The sequence below is a fragment of the Pseudonocardia lutea genome, assembly GCF_042658055.1.
In the GTDB taxonomy this organism is placed as follows: Bacteria; Actinomycetota; Actinomycetes; order Mycobacteriales; family Pseudonocardiaceae; genus Pseudonocardia; species Pseudonocardia lutea.
This window is the reverse complement of record NZ_JBHSQK010000044.1, coordinates 53,207-67,820: the sequence shown is the minus strand read 5'-3', so window position 1 is coordinate 67,820 and position 14,614 is coordinate 53,207. Positions and strand designations below refer to the sequence as shown.

The 14,614-nt window shown below is 74.5% G+C and carries 16 protein-coding genes; 9 read left to right on the top strand and 7 right to left on the bottom strand.

The features are described from left to right. Window positions 1–105: 105 nt before the first annotated feature. Window positions 106–1,350, top strand: coding sequence for an epoxide hydrolase family protein (locus ACFQH9_RS17850; protein ID WP_379567274.1), 1,245 nt, complete (start codon window positions 106–108; stop codon window positions 1,348–1,350). Window positions 1,351–1,509: 159 nt separating this feature from the next. Beyond that, entirely contained in the window at window positions 1,510–2,229 is a 720-nt protein-coding gene (locus ACFQH9_RS17845; protein ID WP_379567273.1) for a TIGR00266 family protein, read from the top strand. Here ACFQH9_RS17845 and ACFQH9_RS17840 read toward each other — a convergent pair. Continuing rightward, on the bottom strand, window positions 2,184–2,711 hold the full coding sequence (locus tag ACFQH9_RS17840) for a hypothetical protein (RefSeq protein ID WP_379567272.1): 528 nt from the start codon (window positions 2,709–2,711) through the stop codon (window positions 2,184–2,186). The genes ACFQH9_RS17845 and ACFQH9_RS17840 overlap by 46 nt on opposite strands. 84 nt (window positions 2,712–2,795) lie before the next feature. Between ACFQH9_RS17840 and ACFQH9_RS17835 the strand changes: the two genes are divergently transcribed. Beyond that, window positions 2,796–3,575 carry a TSUP family transporter gene (locus tag ACFQH9_RS17835; protein ID WP_379567271.1) on the top strand — a complete coding sequence of 260 codons (780 nt, stop codon included), beginning with the start codon at window positions 2,796–2,798 and terminating at the stop codon, window positions 3,573–3,575. Window positions 3,576–3,621: 46 nt separating this feature from the next. Here the strand turns inward: ACFQH9_RS17835 and ACFQH9_RS17830 are convergent, their stop codons facing one another. The 3 genes from ACFQH9_RS17830 to ACFQH9_RS17820 form a co-directional block, all read right to left on the bottom strand. Then, on the bottom strand, window positions 3,622–4,677 hold the full coding sequence (locus ACFQH9_RS17830; RefSeq protein ID WP_379567270.1) for a helix-turn-helix domain-containing protein: 1,056 nt from the start codon (window positions 4,675–4,677) through the stop codon (window positions 3,622–3,624). Between the two features lie 146 nt (window positions 4,678–4,823). Next, the gene (locus tag ACFQH9_RS17825) at window positions 4,824–5,996 is read right to left on the bottom strand and encodes a serine hydrolase domain-containing protein (RefSeq protein WP_379567269.1); all 1,173 of its coding nucleotides are present in this window, start codon (window positions 5,994–5,996) and stop codon (window positions 4,824–4,826) included. 293 nt (window positions 5,997–6,289) lie between these two features. Further along, window positions 6,290–6,838 carry a GNAT family N-acetyltransferase gene (locus tag ACFQH9_RS17820; RefSeq protein WP_379567268.1) on the bottom strand — a complete coding sequence of 183 codons (549 nt, stop codon included), beginning with the start codon at window positions 6,836–6,838 and terminating at the stop codon, window positions 6,290–6,292. Window positions 6,839–7,040: 202 nt separating this feature from the next. Here ACFQH9_RS17820 and ACFQH9_RS17815 point away from each other — a divergent pair, with 202 nt between their 5' ends. Beyond that, window positions 7,041–7,466 (top strand): ATP-binding protein, encoded by a 426-nt coding sequence (locus tag ACFQH9_RS17815; RefSeq protein ID WP_379567267.1) that lies wholly within the window; start codon window positions 7,041–7,043, stop codon window positions 7,464–7,466. Between the two features lie 838 nt (window positions 7,467–8,304). Here ACFQH9_RS17815 and ACFQH9_RS17810 read toward each other — a convergent pair. Continuing rightward, the gene (locus ACFQH9_RS17810; RefSeq protein ID WP_379567266.1) at window positions 8,305–9,972 is read right to left on the bottom strand and encodes an FAD-binding dehydrogenase; all 1,668 of its coding nucleotides are present in this window, start codon (window positions 9,970–9,972) and stop codon (window positions 8,305–8,307) included. Window positions 9,973–10,088: 116 nt separating this feature from the next. Between ACFQH9_RS17810 and ACFQH9_RS17805 the strand changes: the two genes are divergently transcribed. Beyond that, window positions 10,089–10,835 carry a DUF899 domain-containing protein gene (locus tag ACFQH9_RS17805; RefSeq protein WP_379567265.1) on the top strand — a complete coding sequence of 249 codons (747 nt, stop codon included), beginning with the start codon at window positions 10,089–10,091 and terminating at the stop codon, window positions 10,833–10,835. A gap of 175 nt (window positions 10,836–11,010) precedes the next feature. Here the strand turns inward: ACFQH9_RS17805 and ACFQH9_RS17800 are convergent, their stop codons facing one another. Beyond that, a complete protein-coding gene (locus tag ACFQH9_RS17800; RefSeq protein WP_379567264.1) occupies window positions 11,011–11,232 on the bottom strand; it encodes a hypothetical protein in 222 nt (73 codons plus the stop codon). Window positions 11,233–11,513: 281 nt separating this feature from the next. Here ACFQH9_RS17800 and tatA point away from each other — a divergent pair, with 281 nt between their 5' ends. The 4 genes from tatA to ACFQH9_RS17780 all read left to right on the top strand — a co-directional run bounded on the left by tatA (window position 11,514) and on the right by ACFQH9_RS17780 (window position 13,940). Beyond that, window positions 11,514–11,777, top strand: a complete 264-nt coding sequence (gene tatA / locus ACFQH9_RS17795; protein WP_379567263.1) for a Sec-independent protein translocase subunit TatA — start codon at window positions 11,514–11,516, stop codon at window positions 11,775–11,777. Between the two features lie 165 nt (window positions 11,778–11,942). Further along, window positions 11,943–12,380 (top strand): hypothetical protein, encoded by a 438-nt coding sequence (locus tag ACFQH9_RS17790; RefSeq protein WP_379567262.1) that lies wholly within the window; start codon window positions 11,943–11,945, stop codon window positions 12,378–12,380. Window positions 12,381–12,492: 112 nt separating this feature from the next. Next, window positions 12,493–13,314 carry a Bax inhibitor-1/YccA family protein gene (locus ACFQH9_RS17785; RefSeq protein WP_379567261.1) on the top strand — a complete coding sequence of 274 codons (822 nt, stop codon included), beginning with the start codon at window positions 12,493–12,495 and terminating at the stop codon, window positions 13,312–13,314. Window positions 13,315–13,484: 170 nt separating this feature from the next. Then, complete coding sequence (locus ACFQH9_RS17780) at window positions 13,485–13,940, top strand: pyridoxamine 5'-phosphate oxidase family protein (protein ID WP_379567260.1); 456 nt, start codon at window positions 13,485–13,487, stop codon at window positions 13,938–13,940. Between the two features lie 58 nt (window positions 13,941–13,998). On the opposite strand, the gene shbA is transcribed toward ACFQH9_RS17780, so the two are convergent. After that, entirely contained in the window at window positions 13,999–14,553 is a 555-nt protein-coding gene (shbA, locus tag ACFQH9_RS17775) for an RNA polymerase sigma factor ShbA (protein WP_379567390.1), read from the bottom strand. Window positions 14,554–14,614 lie beyond the last annotated feature (61 nt).

Below are 14,614 nucleotides of genomic sequence, written 5' to 3'. Positions count from 1 at the left end.
CGTCGAGCGGGGAGACCGATGACCTCCACGGGTGCGCCGGTTCCCGTCCGCGGCTCGGCGGCCAGCCAGAGATCCACTGGAGCGAACTGTCGAAGGATGTCCGCCATGCCCGGCCCGACCGAAACCTCGGACTACGCCTCGGCGATCCGGCCGCTCACGATCACCACTGCGGAGGGGGACCTGAAGGACCTGCGTGCGCGCATCGCGGCCACGCGCTGGCCCGGGAAGGAGACCGTCGAGGACGACTCGCAGGGCGTGCCCCTGGCGATGGTGCAGGCGCTCGCGCGCTACTGGCAGACCGAGTACGACTGGCGCAAGTGCGAGGCCGAGCTCAACTCGGTGCCCAACTTCCTCACCGAGATCGACGGGCTGGACATCCACTTCATCCACGTCCGTTCCGGGCACGAGGACGCGTTGCCGATCGTCGTCTGCCACGGCTGGCCGGGTTCGGTCGTCGAGCAGCTGAAGCTGATCGGCCGGCTGACCGATCCGACCGCGCACGGCGCGAGCGCGTCCGACGCGTTCCACGTGGTGATCCCGTCGATGCCCGGGTACGGGTTCTCGGGCAAGCCGACCAGCACGGGCTGGGGTCCGGTGCGCACGGGCAAGGCCTACGTCGAGCTCATGAAGCGCCTCGGCTACGACCGCTTCGTCGCGCAGGGCGGCGACTGGGGCGCCATCGTCGTCGATCTGATGGCCGGCGGCCGCAGCCCGGGGCCGGCCGAGCCGGCGCCGCCGGAGCTGATCGGCATCCACACCAACATGGCCGGCGCGATCCCGCCCGACCTCTTCTCCGCGTCCTTCGCCGGCAGCCCGCCGCCGTCCGGCCTCTCGGACGAGGAGCTGAGCACCTACGAGCAGCTGCGCAGCTTCTTCGCGACACACGTGGCGTACGGGCTGATCGCGGGGACGCGCCCGCAGACGCTGTACGGACTGGCCGACTCGCCGGTCGATCTCGCGGCCTTCATGCTCGACCACGGCGACGGGCTCGGTCAGCCCGGGCTGGTCCAGCAGGTGCTCGAGGGACGTCTGGAGAAGCCGAGCGACCTCACGCGCGACGACATCCTCGACAACATCACCCTGTTCTGGCTCACCAACACCGGCATCTCCTCGCTGCGGATGTACTGGGAGTTCGCGGGCGGCTTCTTCGACACCAAGGGCGTCACGATCCCGGTCGGTGTGAGCACGTTCGCCGACGAGATCTACCGGGTTCCGCGGAGCTGGGCCGAGCAGGCGTACCCCAACCTCGTCTACTACAACCAGCACGACAGGGGCGGCCACTTCGCCGCCTGGGAGCAGCCGCAGCTGCTCTCCGAGGACATCCGCGCAACGTTCCGGTCGCTGCGGTAGAGGGATCCGTGGCTCGCGGGCCCGACGACGGGCCGGCCGTTCTTCCCCCCGTCGCGCCGGCGGTCGACCCGTGATCCGAGCGCGGACCTGCGACGACGGCGCAGAGGACAGGCCCGCACGCCCTTCCGCTGCGGGGCGCTCGCTGGCTACGTTCCTGCGATGCAGACCCGGATCATGGGCACGACGATGCCCGTCCTGGAGATCACGATGGGTCCCGGCGAGCAGGTGATCGCCGAGGGCGGGGACGTCGCCTGGCTGTCCCCGGGGTTCGGCCTCGACACGTCGACCCGGTTCGGCTCGGGTGGCCGGGGCGGGTTCATGAGCGGCCTGAAACGCGCACTCGGCGGCGGGCAGCTGTTCCTCACCGAGTACACCGCCCCGCGGGAGGGCGGGTTCGTGGCCTTCGCGACCGACCTCCCGGGCACGATCCGGGAGCTGCGGGTCGACGCCGCGGACGAGTTCATGGTGCAGTCCGGCGCCTACATGGCCAGCACCCCGCAGGTCGAGGTGTCGGTCGGGCTGCAGAAGAAGCTCGGCGCCGGGATCTTCGGGGGCGCCGGCGTGGTGTTCCAGAAGCTGGCCGGCACCGGCACCGCCTGGGTCCAGCTCGCCGGCGAGATCACCGAGTACGACCTCCCCGCCGGGCGGTCCATGCTGATCCACCCCGGTCATCTGGCGCTGTTCCGCGCCGGGATGGGGCTCGAGTTCACCTCGGTCCGCGGGGTGAAGAACAAGCTGTTCGGGGACTCGCTGCTGCTGGCGGAGATCCACGGGCCCGGGCACGTGTGGCTCCAGTCGATGACCGCGGAGAAGCTCGCCTCCGCGATCGAGCCCTACCTGCCCGACCGCACCCCCTCGTCGTCCTCCGGCAACGGCTGACCCGCCCGGGCTCCGCCCGCGACCCGCTCGTCCAGGCGGGCCGCGCAGCGGGCGATCCCCTGCCTGATCATCCGGCCGTACCCGTCGTCCGGCAGGGCGCCGACGGCCCGTTCGGCCTCGACGAGATGGACGCGGGCCTGCCCGGTGTCGCCGAGCCGACGGTGGACGTCGGCCAGGTTGAGGTGCAGCGACGGGTAGAAGCCGGCCACGGTGAGCGAACCGTGGTGCTCCCGCGCCCGCGCGTCGGTGAGCTCGTCCGCCGCCGCGAGCGCGCGGAGGTCCCAGCGCAGCTCCTCGCCGAGGTCCTCCTGCACGTCCGCCGCGTGGTGGGCGAGCGCGCACCGGTGGAGCGGGTCGCCGGAGGGGCCCAGCCGCGCCCACAGCCGCGCGAACCGCTCCCGCGCCTCCGCGCGCGCTCCGGCGTGCCCGCGTGCGACCGCCTGCGCGATCTCGGCCATCACCGGGTCGGGCCGCTCCGTCATGTCGTCCTCCTGTCCGCCTGCCGGGACCCTACGGACGGGGTCCGACAGTTCCCGCGGGCCGCGCCCTCGGCGAGGATCGGCGCCGTGACCCCGCTCGACGCCCTGCTCGCCTTCGGTGCCGGGCTGGTCGTCGCGGTGGTCACCACGCCCGTCGGGGTGTCCGGGGCGGTGTTCCTGCTCCCGGTCCAGTTCGACCTGTTGGGGGTGCCCAGCCCGGCCGTCACCCCCACGAACCTGCTGTACAACGTCGTCGCCACCCCCGGCGCCCTCCTGCGCCACCACCGCACCGGCGCCCTCGGCGGCCCGCTCGCCCGCCGGCTCGTCGCGGGCACGCTGCCGGGTGTCGTCGCCGGGACCCTCGTGCGGGTGCTCCTCGCCCCCGGCGACCGGGTGTTCCGCGTGCTCGCGGCCGCGCTGCTGCTCGGCGTCGGGACCTGGTTGTGCCTGCGGGGCCGGGCCCGTCCGGCGCCGCGCCGCGCGGTGCGCGGAGGGGTCCTGACGGGGCTCGGCGCCGTCGTCGGGCTCATCGGCGGCCTCTACGGCATCGGGGGCGGGTCGTTGCTCGGGCCGATCCTGGTGGGGGCCGGGATGACCGTCGCCGTCGTCGCCCCGGCCGCGCTCGCCGCCACGTTCGTGACCTCGGTGGCCGGCGTGGCGACCTACGGGCTGCTGTCGCTGGTCGTCGACGGTCCGGTCGGCCCGGACTGGGTCACCGGCCTCTGCTGCGGCGCCGGCGGCCTGCTCGGCGGCTACCTCGGTGCCCGCCTGCAGCCCCACGTCCCGGAGGCGGCCCTGCGCGTTCTGCTCGGCCTCCTCGCGATCGGGCTCGCGGTCACCTATCTCGTCCGGGCGGCCGCGGCCTGACCCGTCCGCGCATGCGGGGGGCCCAGCAGGGCGGAGCCCGGCGGCGTCAGCCCGCGGTGGTGGCCGGGTACGTCGGCGCCGGGAGGTCCAGCACGCGGGAGGTGCGGAGCCGCCAGATCAGGTAGGCGACGCCGAGCCGGGTGCGGCCGATGCCGTCGAACGGGTCGAACCCGACGACGCCGGTGATCACGTCGAGCCGGGTCCGCAGCGTGCTGTGGTGCACCCCGGCCAGCCGCGCGGCCTGCCGGACCGACCCGGCGCGCACCAGCGCGTCGAGGGTGGCCGGGCCCCAGGCGTGGCGCATGACCGCGTCGAGGGCGTCGACGTCCGGGAAGTCGAGGTCGAGCCCGGTGTCGGCGAGCAGCTCGATCACCCCGCCGTACCGGTCGGCCGCCACACAGGGCGCCTCGGGCGGGGCGCACAGCCGCAGCGCGACCACGGCCGTGCGGAACGAGCGGTGCAGGTGCTCCACGGTGGTCGCGACCCCGAGGCCGGACGGGATCGCGCCGCCGGGCGCCCGGTCCTCGGGCAGGACGAGCGCGTGGATCGGCCCGTGCGGCGTGGCGACGACGTCCTCGGCGCCGGCGGGGTGGTCCTCCCACGCCGCGAACAGCGGCGCGGCGAGCACCCGGTAGCGGACGCCGGGGGAGAGGCGGAGGCGGGCCGCCGCGGTGCGGCGCTCCTCGACGGGGACCGAGCGGTCGAGCAGCAGGCCCAGCTCGCCGCGGTCCGGCTCCCGCCGGCCGCGCCCGTGCCGGATCCGCACGGCGAGCATCAGCCGCTCGAGGACGGTCCCGTCGTTCACCCGGGCGGGTCCCTCGCGTTCGAGCCACACCGTGAGGCCGTCGCAGCGGATCGACGAGCCCGGCGGCGGGAGCGCGCGGCCCTGGACGACCTTCCCCGTCGGTGCGACCCGCACGGACCGCGGCGGCGGGAGGTCGGTGCAGAACCCGGCGGTGCAGCCCGCGAGCGACGCGGCCGCGTTGAGCAGGCCCCGGGTGTCGACGTTGCCGACCATGAGCTCGTCGAAGCAGGCGATCACCCGCAGGTCCGCGCCGTCGTGCGGATCGGGGCCGGGGACCCGCCCCGGGAGCTCCTGCACGACAACTCCATCCCGTCGCTCCGGAGCGCACAGTGTAGTGGTCCGGATCACGAAGGAGCACCGGTCGATCGGGCAGGGCCCGCGCCGGGGTGGGTGATCGTGCACGGACCCGCCACGGCCGGCGGACCGGCCGCGGCGGGCGGGCGTCAGAGGCTGGCGTAGAGCGCGGACTCGAAGTCGCCGTAGAGCTTCCAGGCCTCGTTCTCGGTGATGAACGGCAACGAGTTCGTGTAGATCGAGGCGCAGACGCCGGTCGCGCGGTCGACGAAGAAGTGGGTGTTGAACAGGCCCGCCCACGCCCCGGTGCCCGCCCGCCGCCGTCCCGGGAGGTCCTGGGTGTTCAGGAGCAGGCCGAGGCCCCACTTCCAGCCCGGCCCGATGCGCAGGCTGTCGGTGATCGGCGGGTCGGCGGTCGGGATCTCCGCCGGGACGTCCAGGTCGCCGATCTGGTTGGTGAAGGCGGCGTCGACGGTCTGTTCCGTGAGGATGCGGGCGCCGTCGAGCTCGCCCCCGCGCAGCAGGGCCCGCTCGAAGCGGATGTAGTCGCGCGGGGTGGAGTAGAGGCCGTGGCCACCGGCCCACCAGTCCGGCTCCTGCGGCAGCAGCTCGCCGGCCGAGGCCCAGTTCCCGTCCTCGCCCCGGACGTGCACGGTCACGCAGTTGTCGCGGCGGCGGTCGTCGAGCAGGAACATCGTGTCGTCCATGCCGAGCGGGCCGGTGATGTTCTCCTTGATCACGACGTCGAGACCCGTGCCCGCCACGGTCTCGACGACCCTGCCCAGCCAGTCCGTGTTGATGCCGTACTCGAACCGGGTGCCCGGGTCGGCCACGAGCGGGGCCTTGAAGGCCTCCGCGCCGCCGAGGACGTTCGGCAGGCCGGTGACCTTCTGGTAGGTGTCGAGCGCCTCGTTCCAGAACCAGTACCCCAGGCCGGTCGTGTGCGTGATCAGCTGCTTCACCGTCGCGCGGCTGCCGGCCGGACGCAGCTTCGGGGTGTCGCCGTCGAAGCCCTCGAGGACCTGGAGCTCGGCGAACTCGGGGCGGTAGGTGTCGACGGGTGCGTCGAGCTCCAGCTCGCCCCGCTCGATCTGCTGCAGCGCCGCGACCGTCGCGACGATCTTGGTCATCGACATGATCCGGAACTGCGTCGACGTGGTGACCTCGTCGGTGGCCTCGCCGACGATGCGCGGCCCGGCCCCGCCCTCGTAGAGGATCCCGTCGCGGTCCGCGGCGATCGCCGCGACGTGCGGCACCGCGCCGGCCTCGACGGCGTCCCGCAGGACCCGGTCGATGGCGCTTCCGTCGATGGCACTGGACATGCTGAGCTCCGTCGGTCGGCGGGGGGAGACCGCGCGTCGGGCGCGGCGCCGTCGATCGTGCCGAGCCGCCGCCCGGCGCGGTACCGACGATCATGCGCAGCTTCGGGTGCGACGCCCGCCATTCGGCGGGGTGTCCCCCTGGCCCGGGGCGGGGCCATCGCGTGGTGAGCGGGGTCCGCGGTGGGTCCCGGACGGGCGGCGGCAGGTCGAGGAGCTGCCGGACGGGTCCGTGCTCCCCGAGCACGCGACGAGCACCGTGGTCCTTCGCCCACCCGCCTGACGGCCGAGGACGCTCAGACCGTCGCCCCGTTCCAGTGGATCTCCCCGTCCGGCCAGTCGGGCTGCGTGACGGGGAGGACGAGGGTGGTCGAGGAGATCTCGTCGACGAAGGGCTGCGGCTCGGTGGTGTCGTCGGGCGAGTACACGGCGCGCCGCGGGGAGAGCCGGCGCCAGCCCCCGCGCTCGTAGAAGGGGACGTGCTGCTCGGCGCACATGAGGATGCCGAAGGGCACGGCCAGCTCGCCCAGGAAGGCCCGCACCCGGTCGAGCAGGGCCAGGCCGACGCCCTGCCGCTGCAGCCCCGGCCGCACCGCCACCAGACCCACCACCGCGGCCAGCTGCTCCCTGCCGCCCACCTGCAGGAACCGCCGCAGCACGCCGGCGTGCGCGGCCGGTCCCTCGAGGTCCCACCCGACGACGCGGGCCTCGGGCCGGACGTACGACCAGGTCCGCACCCCGCCGAAGAACTGCGGGAGGTGCGCGTAGGACCTCCGGAGCAGCACCGCGAGCTCCGCGTGCTCGCGCATGCTGATCCGGCCCTCGCGGCATGCACTCCACTGCACCCCCCGACCCTCGCAGACATCGCCGCCCACGGCCGGACGGAGCGGGCACCCCGGCCGGCCACGGGCGGCGACGGGCACGGCCCGGATCCGGTCCCGCGGGCACCGGGCCCGGGCCCCGGGCGGAGGCCCCTCCGGCCCAGCGGCTCGGCGGGAGTGCTCCACCGGACGCGTGAACGACCGCCGAACGGGGTACAGCCGCATCATGACCATGGTCGAGGCGAACGAGAGGACGGACGTGGTCGGACGTCGCGTGGACGGCCCGCGGCCCGCCTCGCTCGTCGCCGCGTTCCGGGACGCCAGCTGCCTGCCCGGTCTGCGCGCCTGGCTGCGCGAGCAGCTCGCGCCGACGGACACCCTGCTCGACGCCGAACTCGTGTGCACCGAGCTCGTGACCAACGCCGTCGAGCACGCGGGCGGGCCCCGGCGGGTCCGGGTCACCGTGCTCGACCGGGTCCGGATGCGTATCGAGGTCGACGACGCCGGGGCCGGCGCCCCGCTGACCGTCGGCGAGTCGCGGCTCGGCGAGCACCGCGGCCGGGGTCTGACGATCGTCAACGCGGTCGCGCACTGGGGCGTCCGCCGCACCCGCACGGGCAAGACGGTCTGGGCCACGCTCGAGCTGGCCTGACGGCCTCGGCGACCCCCGCGGTCGGAGCGTCCTGCCTCGGTCGTGCGTCGGGCGGCGCGCGCGGTGAGGCGCGCCTTCGGGGCCTCCGTGGCGGGCGGTCCGGTCCCGGATCCCCTCGAGCACGCTGTCGCGCATGCGGTCGAGGTGCTCGCCCGGGGAGCCGATCCGGACGATCTCGCTGATATCCGGCACACCGTTTCCGTTCCGGCGCGATGGGGTAGCCAAAACGTGATCGGGGTGGACGAGACTAAGTCCCGGCACCGTGTAGCCGGGGGTCCGGTGCCCGCCACGACAGGGAGCTGCCTCGCGCGCGCAACTGGGGAGCTACGCGCGCACCCCCGGAGGTATCGCGGCCCGGCCGGCTCGACGGCGGCCGGGCCGCACCCCTGCGTGAGCCCGTCGTGGCCGTCGTCGATGGACCGCTCGGGCGTCGCCCGGCTGGGACGTCGCTCGCCCGGACGCTGCCCCGCCCGGGACGTCGCCGCTCGTGGCGCGGGAGGCACACCCGTCGAGGCGTGACACACCCGCTCCGGTGGCCCGGCACATCACGAGTGCGCGTGGCACACGTCGTCGACGGGGTGTGGACGACGCGATCAGGGGTGAGCCGGCCTGCTCGGAGGATCCGCCGCCGACCGCCGCAGTCGATCATCGCAGGTCCGCACACCCCGCCGGGCGGGACACACCCGGCCGACGACCTGTGCGACGCGTCCGAGGGGTGTGGGAGCCGGTCGCGGCGGGTGTGGCAGGCCAGGCGGAGGGCGCCAGGGACCCTCGCGTACCCCCTGCCGACCCGGCCGCCGGCCCGTGGGATCAGGCGCCGATCGGGTCGCGGACCTCGTCACGCGGTGTCGCGAGCGGCCGTGCGCCCCGCCCCCCGGCCGCTGAAGAGGCAGCCGCCGAGGAAGGTGCCCTCCAGCGAGCGGTAGCCGTGCACGCCGCCCCCGCCGAAGCCCGCGACCTCCCCGGCCGCGAAGAGCCCCGGCACCGGCGTGCCCGCGGCGTCGAGCACCCGGCCGGACAGGTCCGTCTGCAGCCCGCCGAGCGTCTTGCGGGTGAGCACGTGCAGCTTGACGCCGATCAGCGGGCCCGCCTTCGGGTCCAGGATCCGGTGCGGGGCCGCCGTGCGGCCGAGCCGGTCGCCGCGGTAGCGCCGGGCGTTGTGGATGGCGCTGACCTGCAGGTCCTTCGTGAACGGGTTGCTCATCTCGCGGTCGCGGGCCACGATCTGCCGCTCGATCACGGCCGCGTCGAGCAGCGGTTCGGAGGTCAGCTTGTTCATCCCGTCGACCAGCTCGGGCAGCGTCGCGGCGACCACGAAGTCCTCGCCGCGGTCCTTGAACGCCTCGACCGGGGCCGGGGCGCCGGGACGGATCCGGCCGAGCGTGGCGCGGACGTCCTTCTCGGTGAGGTCGGGGTTCTGCTCCGAGCCGGAGAGCGCGAACTCCTTCTCGATGATCTTCCGGGTGAGCACGAACCAGGAGTGGTCGTGGCCGGTGGCGCGCAGGGTCTTCAACGTGCCGAGGGTGTCGAAGCCGGGGAAGTTCGGCGCGGGCAGCCGCCGCCCGGTCGCGTCGAGCCAGATCGACGAGGGGCCGGGCAGGATCCGGATCCCGTGCCCGGCCCAGATCGGGGTGTGGTTGCGGACGCCCTCCGTGTAGTGCCACATCCGGTCCCGGTTGACGATCCGGCCGCCCGCCGCCTCGGTGATCGCGAGCATCCGGCCGTCGACGTGCGCGGGTACGCCGGTGACCATGTGCTCCGGCGGCGTGCCGAGCCGGGCCGGCCAGTTCGCGCGGATCAGCTCGTGGTTCGCGCCGATCCCGCCGGAGGTCACGATCACCGCCTGGGCCGTCAGCGCGAACGTCCCGGTCTCCGTGCGCGAGCTCGCGGCCCCGCGCGCCGCCGGGCTGGGCTCCAGCACCGCCCCCGACACGCCGTCGACCACCCCTCCGGTCGTGCTCAGCGCGTCGACCCGGTGCCGGAACCGCAGCTCGACGAGGCCGGCGCGCTCGGCGTCCCGCACCGCCGCGGCGAACGGCTCGACCAGGCCGGGCCCGGTGCCCCAGGTGACGTGGAAGCGTGGGACGGAGTTGCCGTGCCCGTCGGCCAGGTAGCCGCCGCGTTCGGCCCAGCCGACCAGCGGGAACCAGCGCACGCCGAGCCCGTGCAGCCAGGCACGCTTCTCGCCCGCGGCGAAGTCGACGTAGGCGGTGGCCCACTGGCGGGCCCAGAAGTCCTCGCCGGCCGGGTCGTCGACGTCGCGGTCGAAGCCCGCGCTGCCCAGCCAGTCCTGCAGGGCCAGCTCGGCGGAGTCCCGGATCCCCATCCGGCGCTGCTCGGGGGAGTCGACGAGGAACAGCCCGCCGAACGACCAGAACGCCTGGCCGCCCAGGCTCGTCTCGGGCTCCTGGTCGACGAGGACGACCCGCCGGCCGGCGGCCGCGAGCTCGGCGGTCGCGACGAGACCCGCCAGCCCGGCCCCCACGACGATCACGTCGGCGTTCATGCCCTCACCCTGTCGCGACGCGGCCTCCTCGGCAATACGGACAATTCGTACACGCCGATGAGTTCGGGGTCCCGCCGGGGTCGGCCCTGGTGAACACCGATCCGAGGAGGAGACCCATGACCCTGCCGGAGATCGTGAACCGCGAGGAGTGGCGGGCGGCCCGGAAGGCGCTGTTGGAGCGGGAGAAGGAGCTGACCCGGGCCCGGGACGCGCTCAGCGCCGACCGCAGGCGGCTGCCGATGGTGGAGGTCGAGAAGGACTACGTCTTCACCGGGCCGAGCGGCGAGGTGGGGCTGCGCGACCTGTTCGAGGGCCGCCTGCAGCTGCTCGTCGGGCACTTCATGTTCGCGCCGGAGTGGGAGGAGGGCTGCCCGAGCTGCACCGCGGGCGCCGACGAGGTGAACGACGGCCTGCGCGCCCACCTCGCCGCGCGGGACACCACCCTGGCCTACGTCTCGCGGGCGCCGATCGACAAGATCCAGCGGTACAAGGAGCGCCGCGGCTGGACCTTCCCCTGGTACTCGTCCCACGGCAGCGACTTCAACTACGACTTCCACGTCACGCTCGACCCGGCCGTCGCGCCCGTCGAGTACAACTTCCGCACCGCCGAGGAGCACGCGGCGGCCGGCACGGGCTACTACGTCGAGGGCGAGTACCCGATCGAGGGACCCGGCCTGTCGTGCTTCCTGCGCGACGGCGACCGCGTCTTCCACACCTACTCGCAGTACGCCCGGGGCGCCGAGTGGACCGGCGGCTCCTATGCCTTCCTGGACCTCACCGCCCTGGGACGGCAGGAGGAGTGGGAGGAGCCGAAGGGTCGGTCCGCCGCGGTCCGCCGGACCGGGCCGAGCTTCGCGAGCTGACCGGGGTCGTCCGTTCGACGTACGTTCGTCCAAGCCGGTAACGCCGGTCCCTCACCGTGCGAGGTAAGGGCACACCGCGTGTTGCTGGGGAGCGAACACGCGCTGCCGGGCGCCGCGATCCGATCCTTCGGGAGGGTCGCGGCGCCCCCCTTCTGCACCGGTCGGGCGCCGCCGGTCAGCGGGCCGGGCGGTCCTTCTCCGTCGTCCGCGCCGCGAGCGGGCCCTTCGAGCGACGCTGCAGCCAGCCACCGGCCTGCCGCAGCGTGCGGCTCACCGTGGTGGGTCCGTGGCGCTTCTCGATCACGTTCGCGAGCTTGCCCGCCAGCCAGCCGCCGAGCGGGACGGCGATCGCGAGGATCAGCCACATCCGCAGCCGGCGGGAGAAGAAGGCCCACATCGGTCCGGTCGCTCCTGGAGGTCGTGCCCGCGCGGTTCGGCGGGCGGGACCGTGAGGGTAGGGCGCCGGGGGAGCGGGCGCACCGCGGAGATCACCGTCCGTCGCCCGTGAGCGGCCGTGGTCCGCCCGCCGGGTCGCCGCGGACGGGACGGGGTGACCGGACGCGGCTCGGGTCGTTGCAGGGAAGGAGGGCGGCCCGCGACGGCGGCGGTCGACGGCGACCGCGGCCGGGGCCGCGCGGCGCGGGTCGGCCGGCCCGCGCGACACGGAAGGACCACGTCGTGCCGAACCTCGGTGGCTGGGAGATCGTCATCCTCGTCGGTGTGCTGCTGCTCCTCTTCGGGGCGAAGCGGCTGCCGGGCATGGCCCGCTCGGTCGGGCAGAGCGCCCGGATCTTCAAGGGGGAGATGCGCGGGCTGCGCGAGGACGGGCCCGCGCCGACGGTGAACGCCCAGCCGCCGACCCCGACCGCCGCGCTGCCCGTGGTCGGGGGGGAGGCCGACGCGGCGGCCGGGACGGCGCCCGCCAAGGACCAGGTCGCCTAGCAGGTCGTCAGGAGCCGAGCACGGCGCTGCGGGCCGGGTCCTCCGAGCGCCGGGCCGCCGGCCCGGCCCCGACGAGCGGGACCCGGACCGGCCTCCTCCTCGACGGCCGGACGCACGTCGGTCAAGATCCCCGCTGACCTGCGGATCCTCGGTACCCTCGGGCGGGTGTCGGCTGACCACCCGGTCGTCCTCGGCGTGCTGACGTACGTCGCGGTCGCCGTCGCGCCGACGCTCCTGATCTGGGCCGTCGCGCGCGGCCTCCCCGTCCTGCTCGGGCTGCCCGAGCTGCTGCGCCGGCTGTGCCGCCGCGCCGCCCCGCCGTGCGCCTCCGGGCAGTCCTTCGAGTCGCTGGTGGCCGACCTGCATCGGCTGCGTCGCGAGGTGCGCGGCCGGGAGCCCACGACCCGGGTCCGCCGGGTCGCCCTGCTGGCCGCCTACGACGACGTCCTTCACGATCTCTGCCGGGCGGTCGGCGTCGCGCGCCCGCCGCTCGCCGAGGTCCCCGAGCGGGAGCGGCCCTTCGCGCGCCTGCAGACCGAGGCGGCGATCGAGGAGGCCGGTGTGGTGTTGGACCCGCCGGATCGGGGCACTGCGGCCGCGTGACCGCCGCCCACCGGGCGAGCTGGGTAAAGTCGTCTTTACCGAGCGGGAACCGATCGGGGCCCGCCGACGTTGAACCGTGTATCGCGGCGAGACACGCGACGAGGAGGATCCGGTGCGCACCACCAGCAACCCGGCGTTCCGCAACCTGCCATCGGGGCAGGGCGGCGGCTACGCCACCTTCGACCGCCAGGGCGGCGGCATGTTGGGCGGCGGGGCCGCCTACGCCGACTCCCGGGCCGCGCGTGCCGGGTACGGCCGGGCGGGCGCGGGCGAGCGGCCGCTGACCGTCGACGACGTGGTCGTCAAGACCGCGATCACGGGCGGTGTCGCGCTGGTCGCGGGCATCCTGACGGCATGGTCCGGGCTCTTCGGCCTGGCCCTGCCCGCGATCGTCGTCGGCTTCGTCGTGTCGCTGATCGTGATCTTCAAGCAGAGCACCAACCCGTTCCTGGTGCTGCTCTACTCGGCGTCGATGGGTGTCGCGCTCGGCGCGCTCACCGGGGCGCTCGAGTTCTCCGGCACGAACTTCCAGGGGATCGGCTTCCAGGCGATCGTGGGCACCGCCGGCGTGTTCGTCGGCATGCTGATCGTCTACAAGACCGGCGCCGTGCGCGTCACGCCCAAGTTCACCAAGTGGCTGCTGGGCGCGTCGATCGGCGTCGTGGTCCTGATGCTGGCCAACCTGGTGGTGAGCTTCTTCACCACGGGTGGCCTCGGCCTGCGGGACGGGTCGCCGCTGGCGTACCTGTTCAGCATCGTCTGCATCGGCGTGGCCGCGTTCAGCCTGATGCTGGACTTCGACATGGCCGACCGGGCCGTGAAGGAGGGCGCGCCGGCGAGGTTCTCCTGGTACATCGCGTTCGGCCTGATGACCACGCTGGTCTGGCTGTACGTCGAGATCCTGCGGCTGCTGAGCTACCTGCGGCAGGAATGAGTCGGGCCATCCGGGGCACACCCGGGTGACGGCCGGGGTCCCCCTCCTCCCGGCCAATCGGGCGCCGCGGGCGGGTCTTCACGGACCGGTCCGCGGCGCTCCGGCGTTCTCGGGATTGCCCTCCCCCCTTCCTGACGGGTGCTGTCAGGGATCCGCGGGACGCTCGCCCCATGGCCTCCTGGAAGGACGTCGAGGAGCAGGCCCCCGAGCTGGCCGCCCGGGCCCGCCGGCTCTTCGACGCGCACACGCACAAGACCATCGCCACGCTGCGGGCGGACGGCGCGCCGCGGATCTCCGGCATCGAGGCGCAGTTCGAGGCGGGCGAGCTGGTGTTCGGCTCGATGCCGCACTCGCGCAAGGGCGCGGACCTGCTCCGGGACCCGCGGTTCGCCCTGCACAGCACCTCCGTGGACCCGCCGGAGGGGGCGCCCGAGGACTGGGAGGGCGACGCGAAGATCGCGGGCCGGGCGGTGCCCACCGGGCCGCTGTCCGGCGAGGCCGAGGGCGACGCGTTCCGCGCCGACGTCTCCGAGGTCGTGGTGACGAGGCTGAACGAGGCCGCGGACCGGCTCGTCGTCGAGTTCTGGCGGGAGGGGTCGGGGGTGCGGCGCGTCGAACGCGAGTGAGGGATCAGGCCCCTTCCGAGCGCGGTGCCGTGCGGCCGGCTGCCGCACGACACCGCGCTCACCCCTCGTTCAACCAGGTCCTGAGCTTGGCGAGCGCGCGGTGCTGGGCCACCCGCACCGCGCCGGGCGTCGACCCGACGGCCGCGGCCGTCTCCTCCGCGGACAGCTCGCCGAGCACGCGGAGCACCACGATCTCCCGTTGCAGGGCGGGCAGCCGGTCGATCAGCGCCCTCAGCTCCGTCAGCTGCGAGGAGCCCACAGCGGCGGCCTCGGGGCCGGCCCGCACGTCCGTTGCCTCCGGGAGGTCGGCTGAGGGGTCGGAGCGGTCCCGGGCCGCCGCCCGGTAGGCGTCGGCCACCTTGTTGCGGGCGATCCCGTACGCGAAGGCCATGAACGGGGTGTCCAGCTCCCGGTAGCGGGGCAGGGCCGTGCAGACCGCCAGCACGACCTCCTGGGCGACGTCCTCCGGGGTCGCGAGCCCGGGCGCGCGGTGCCCCAGCCGCCCACGGCAGTAGCGCACCAGCAGCGGGTTCGCCTCGCGCAGCAGGGCGTCCAGCGCGCCGTGGTCGCCGTCCGCGGCGAACCGGGCCAGCTCCGTGAGGTGGGCGTCCAGATCGGCCGGGAACGCCGTCGGCGGAGCGCCGGGGGACCCGGCGCGACGGGCACGGTGCCGG

Excerpts from the sequence above, each read along its gene's own strand:
- ACFQH9_RS17850 (WP_379567274.1), top strand. The coding sequence starts at position 106 with ATGCCCGGCCCGACCGAAACCTCGGACTACGCCTCGGCGATCCGGCCG.
- ACFQH9_RS17845 (WP_379567273.1), top strand. The coding sequence starts at position 1,510 with ATGCAGACCCGGATCATGGGCACGACGATGCCCGTCCTGGAGATCACG.
- ACFQH9_RS17840 (WP_379567272.1), bottom strand. The coding sequence starts at position 2,711 with ATGACGGAGCGGCCCGACCCGGTGATGGCCGAGATCGCGCAGGCGGTC.
- ACFQH9_RS17825 (WP_379567269.1), bottom strand. The coding sequence starts at position 5,996 with ATGTCCAGTGCCATCGACGGAAGCGCCATCGACCGGGTCCTGCGGGAC.
- ACFQH9_RS17815 (WP_379567267.1), top strand. The coding sequence starts at position 7,041 with ATGACCATGGTCGAGGCGAACGAGAGGACGGACGTGGTCGGACGTCGC.
- ACFQH9_RS17810 (WP_379567266.1), bottom strand. The coding sequence starts at position 9,972 with ATGAACGCCGACGTGATCGTCGTGGGGGCCGGGCTGGCGGGTCTCGTC.
- ACFQH9_RS17805 (WP_379567265.1), top strand. The coding sequence starts at position 10,089 with ATGACCCTGCCGGAGATCGTGAACCGCGAGGAGTGGCGGGCGGCCCGG.
- ACFQH9_RS17800 (WP_379567264.1), bottom strand. The coding sequence starts at position 11,232 with ATGTGGGCCTTCTTCTCCCGCCGGCTGCGGATGTGGCTGATCCTCGCG.
- ACFQH9_RS17780 (WP_379567260.1), top strand. The coding sequence starts at position 13,485 with ATGGCCTCCTGGAAGGACGTCGAGGAGCAGGCCCCCGAGCTGGCCGCC.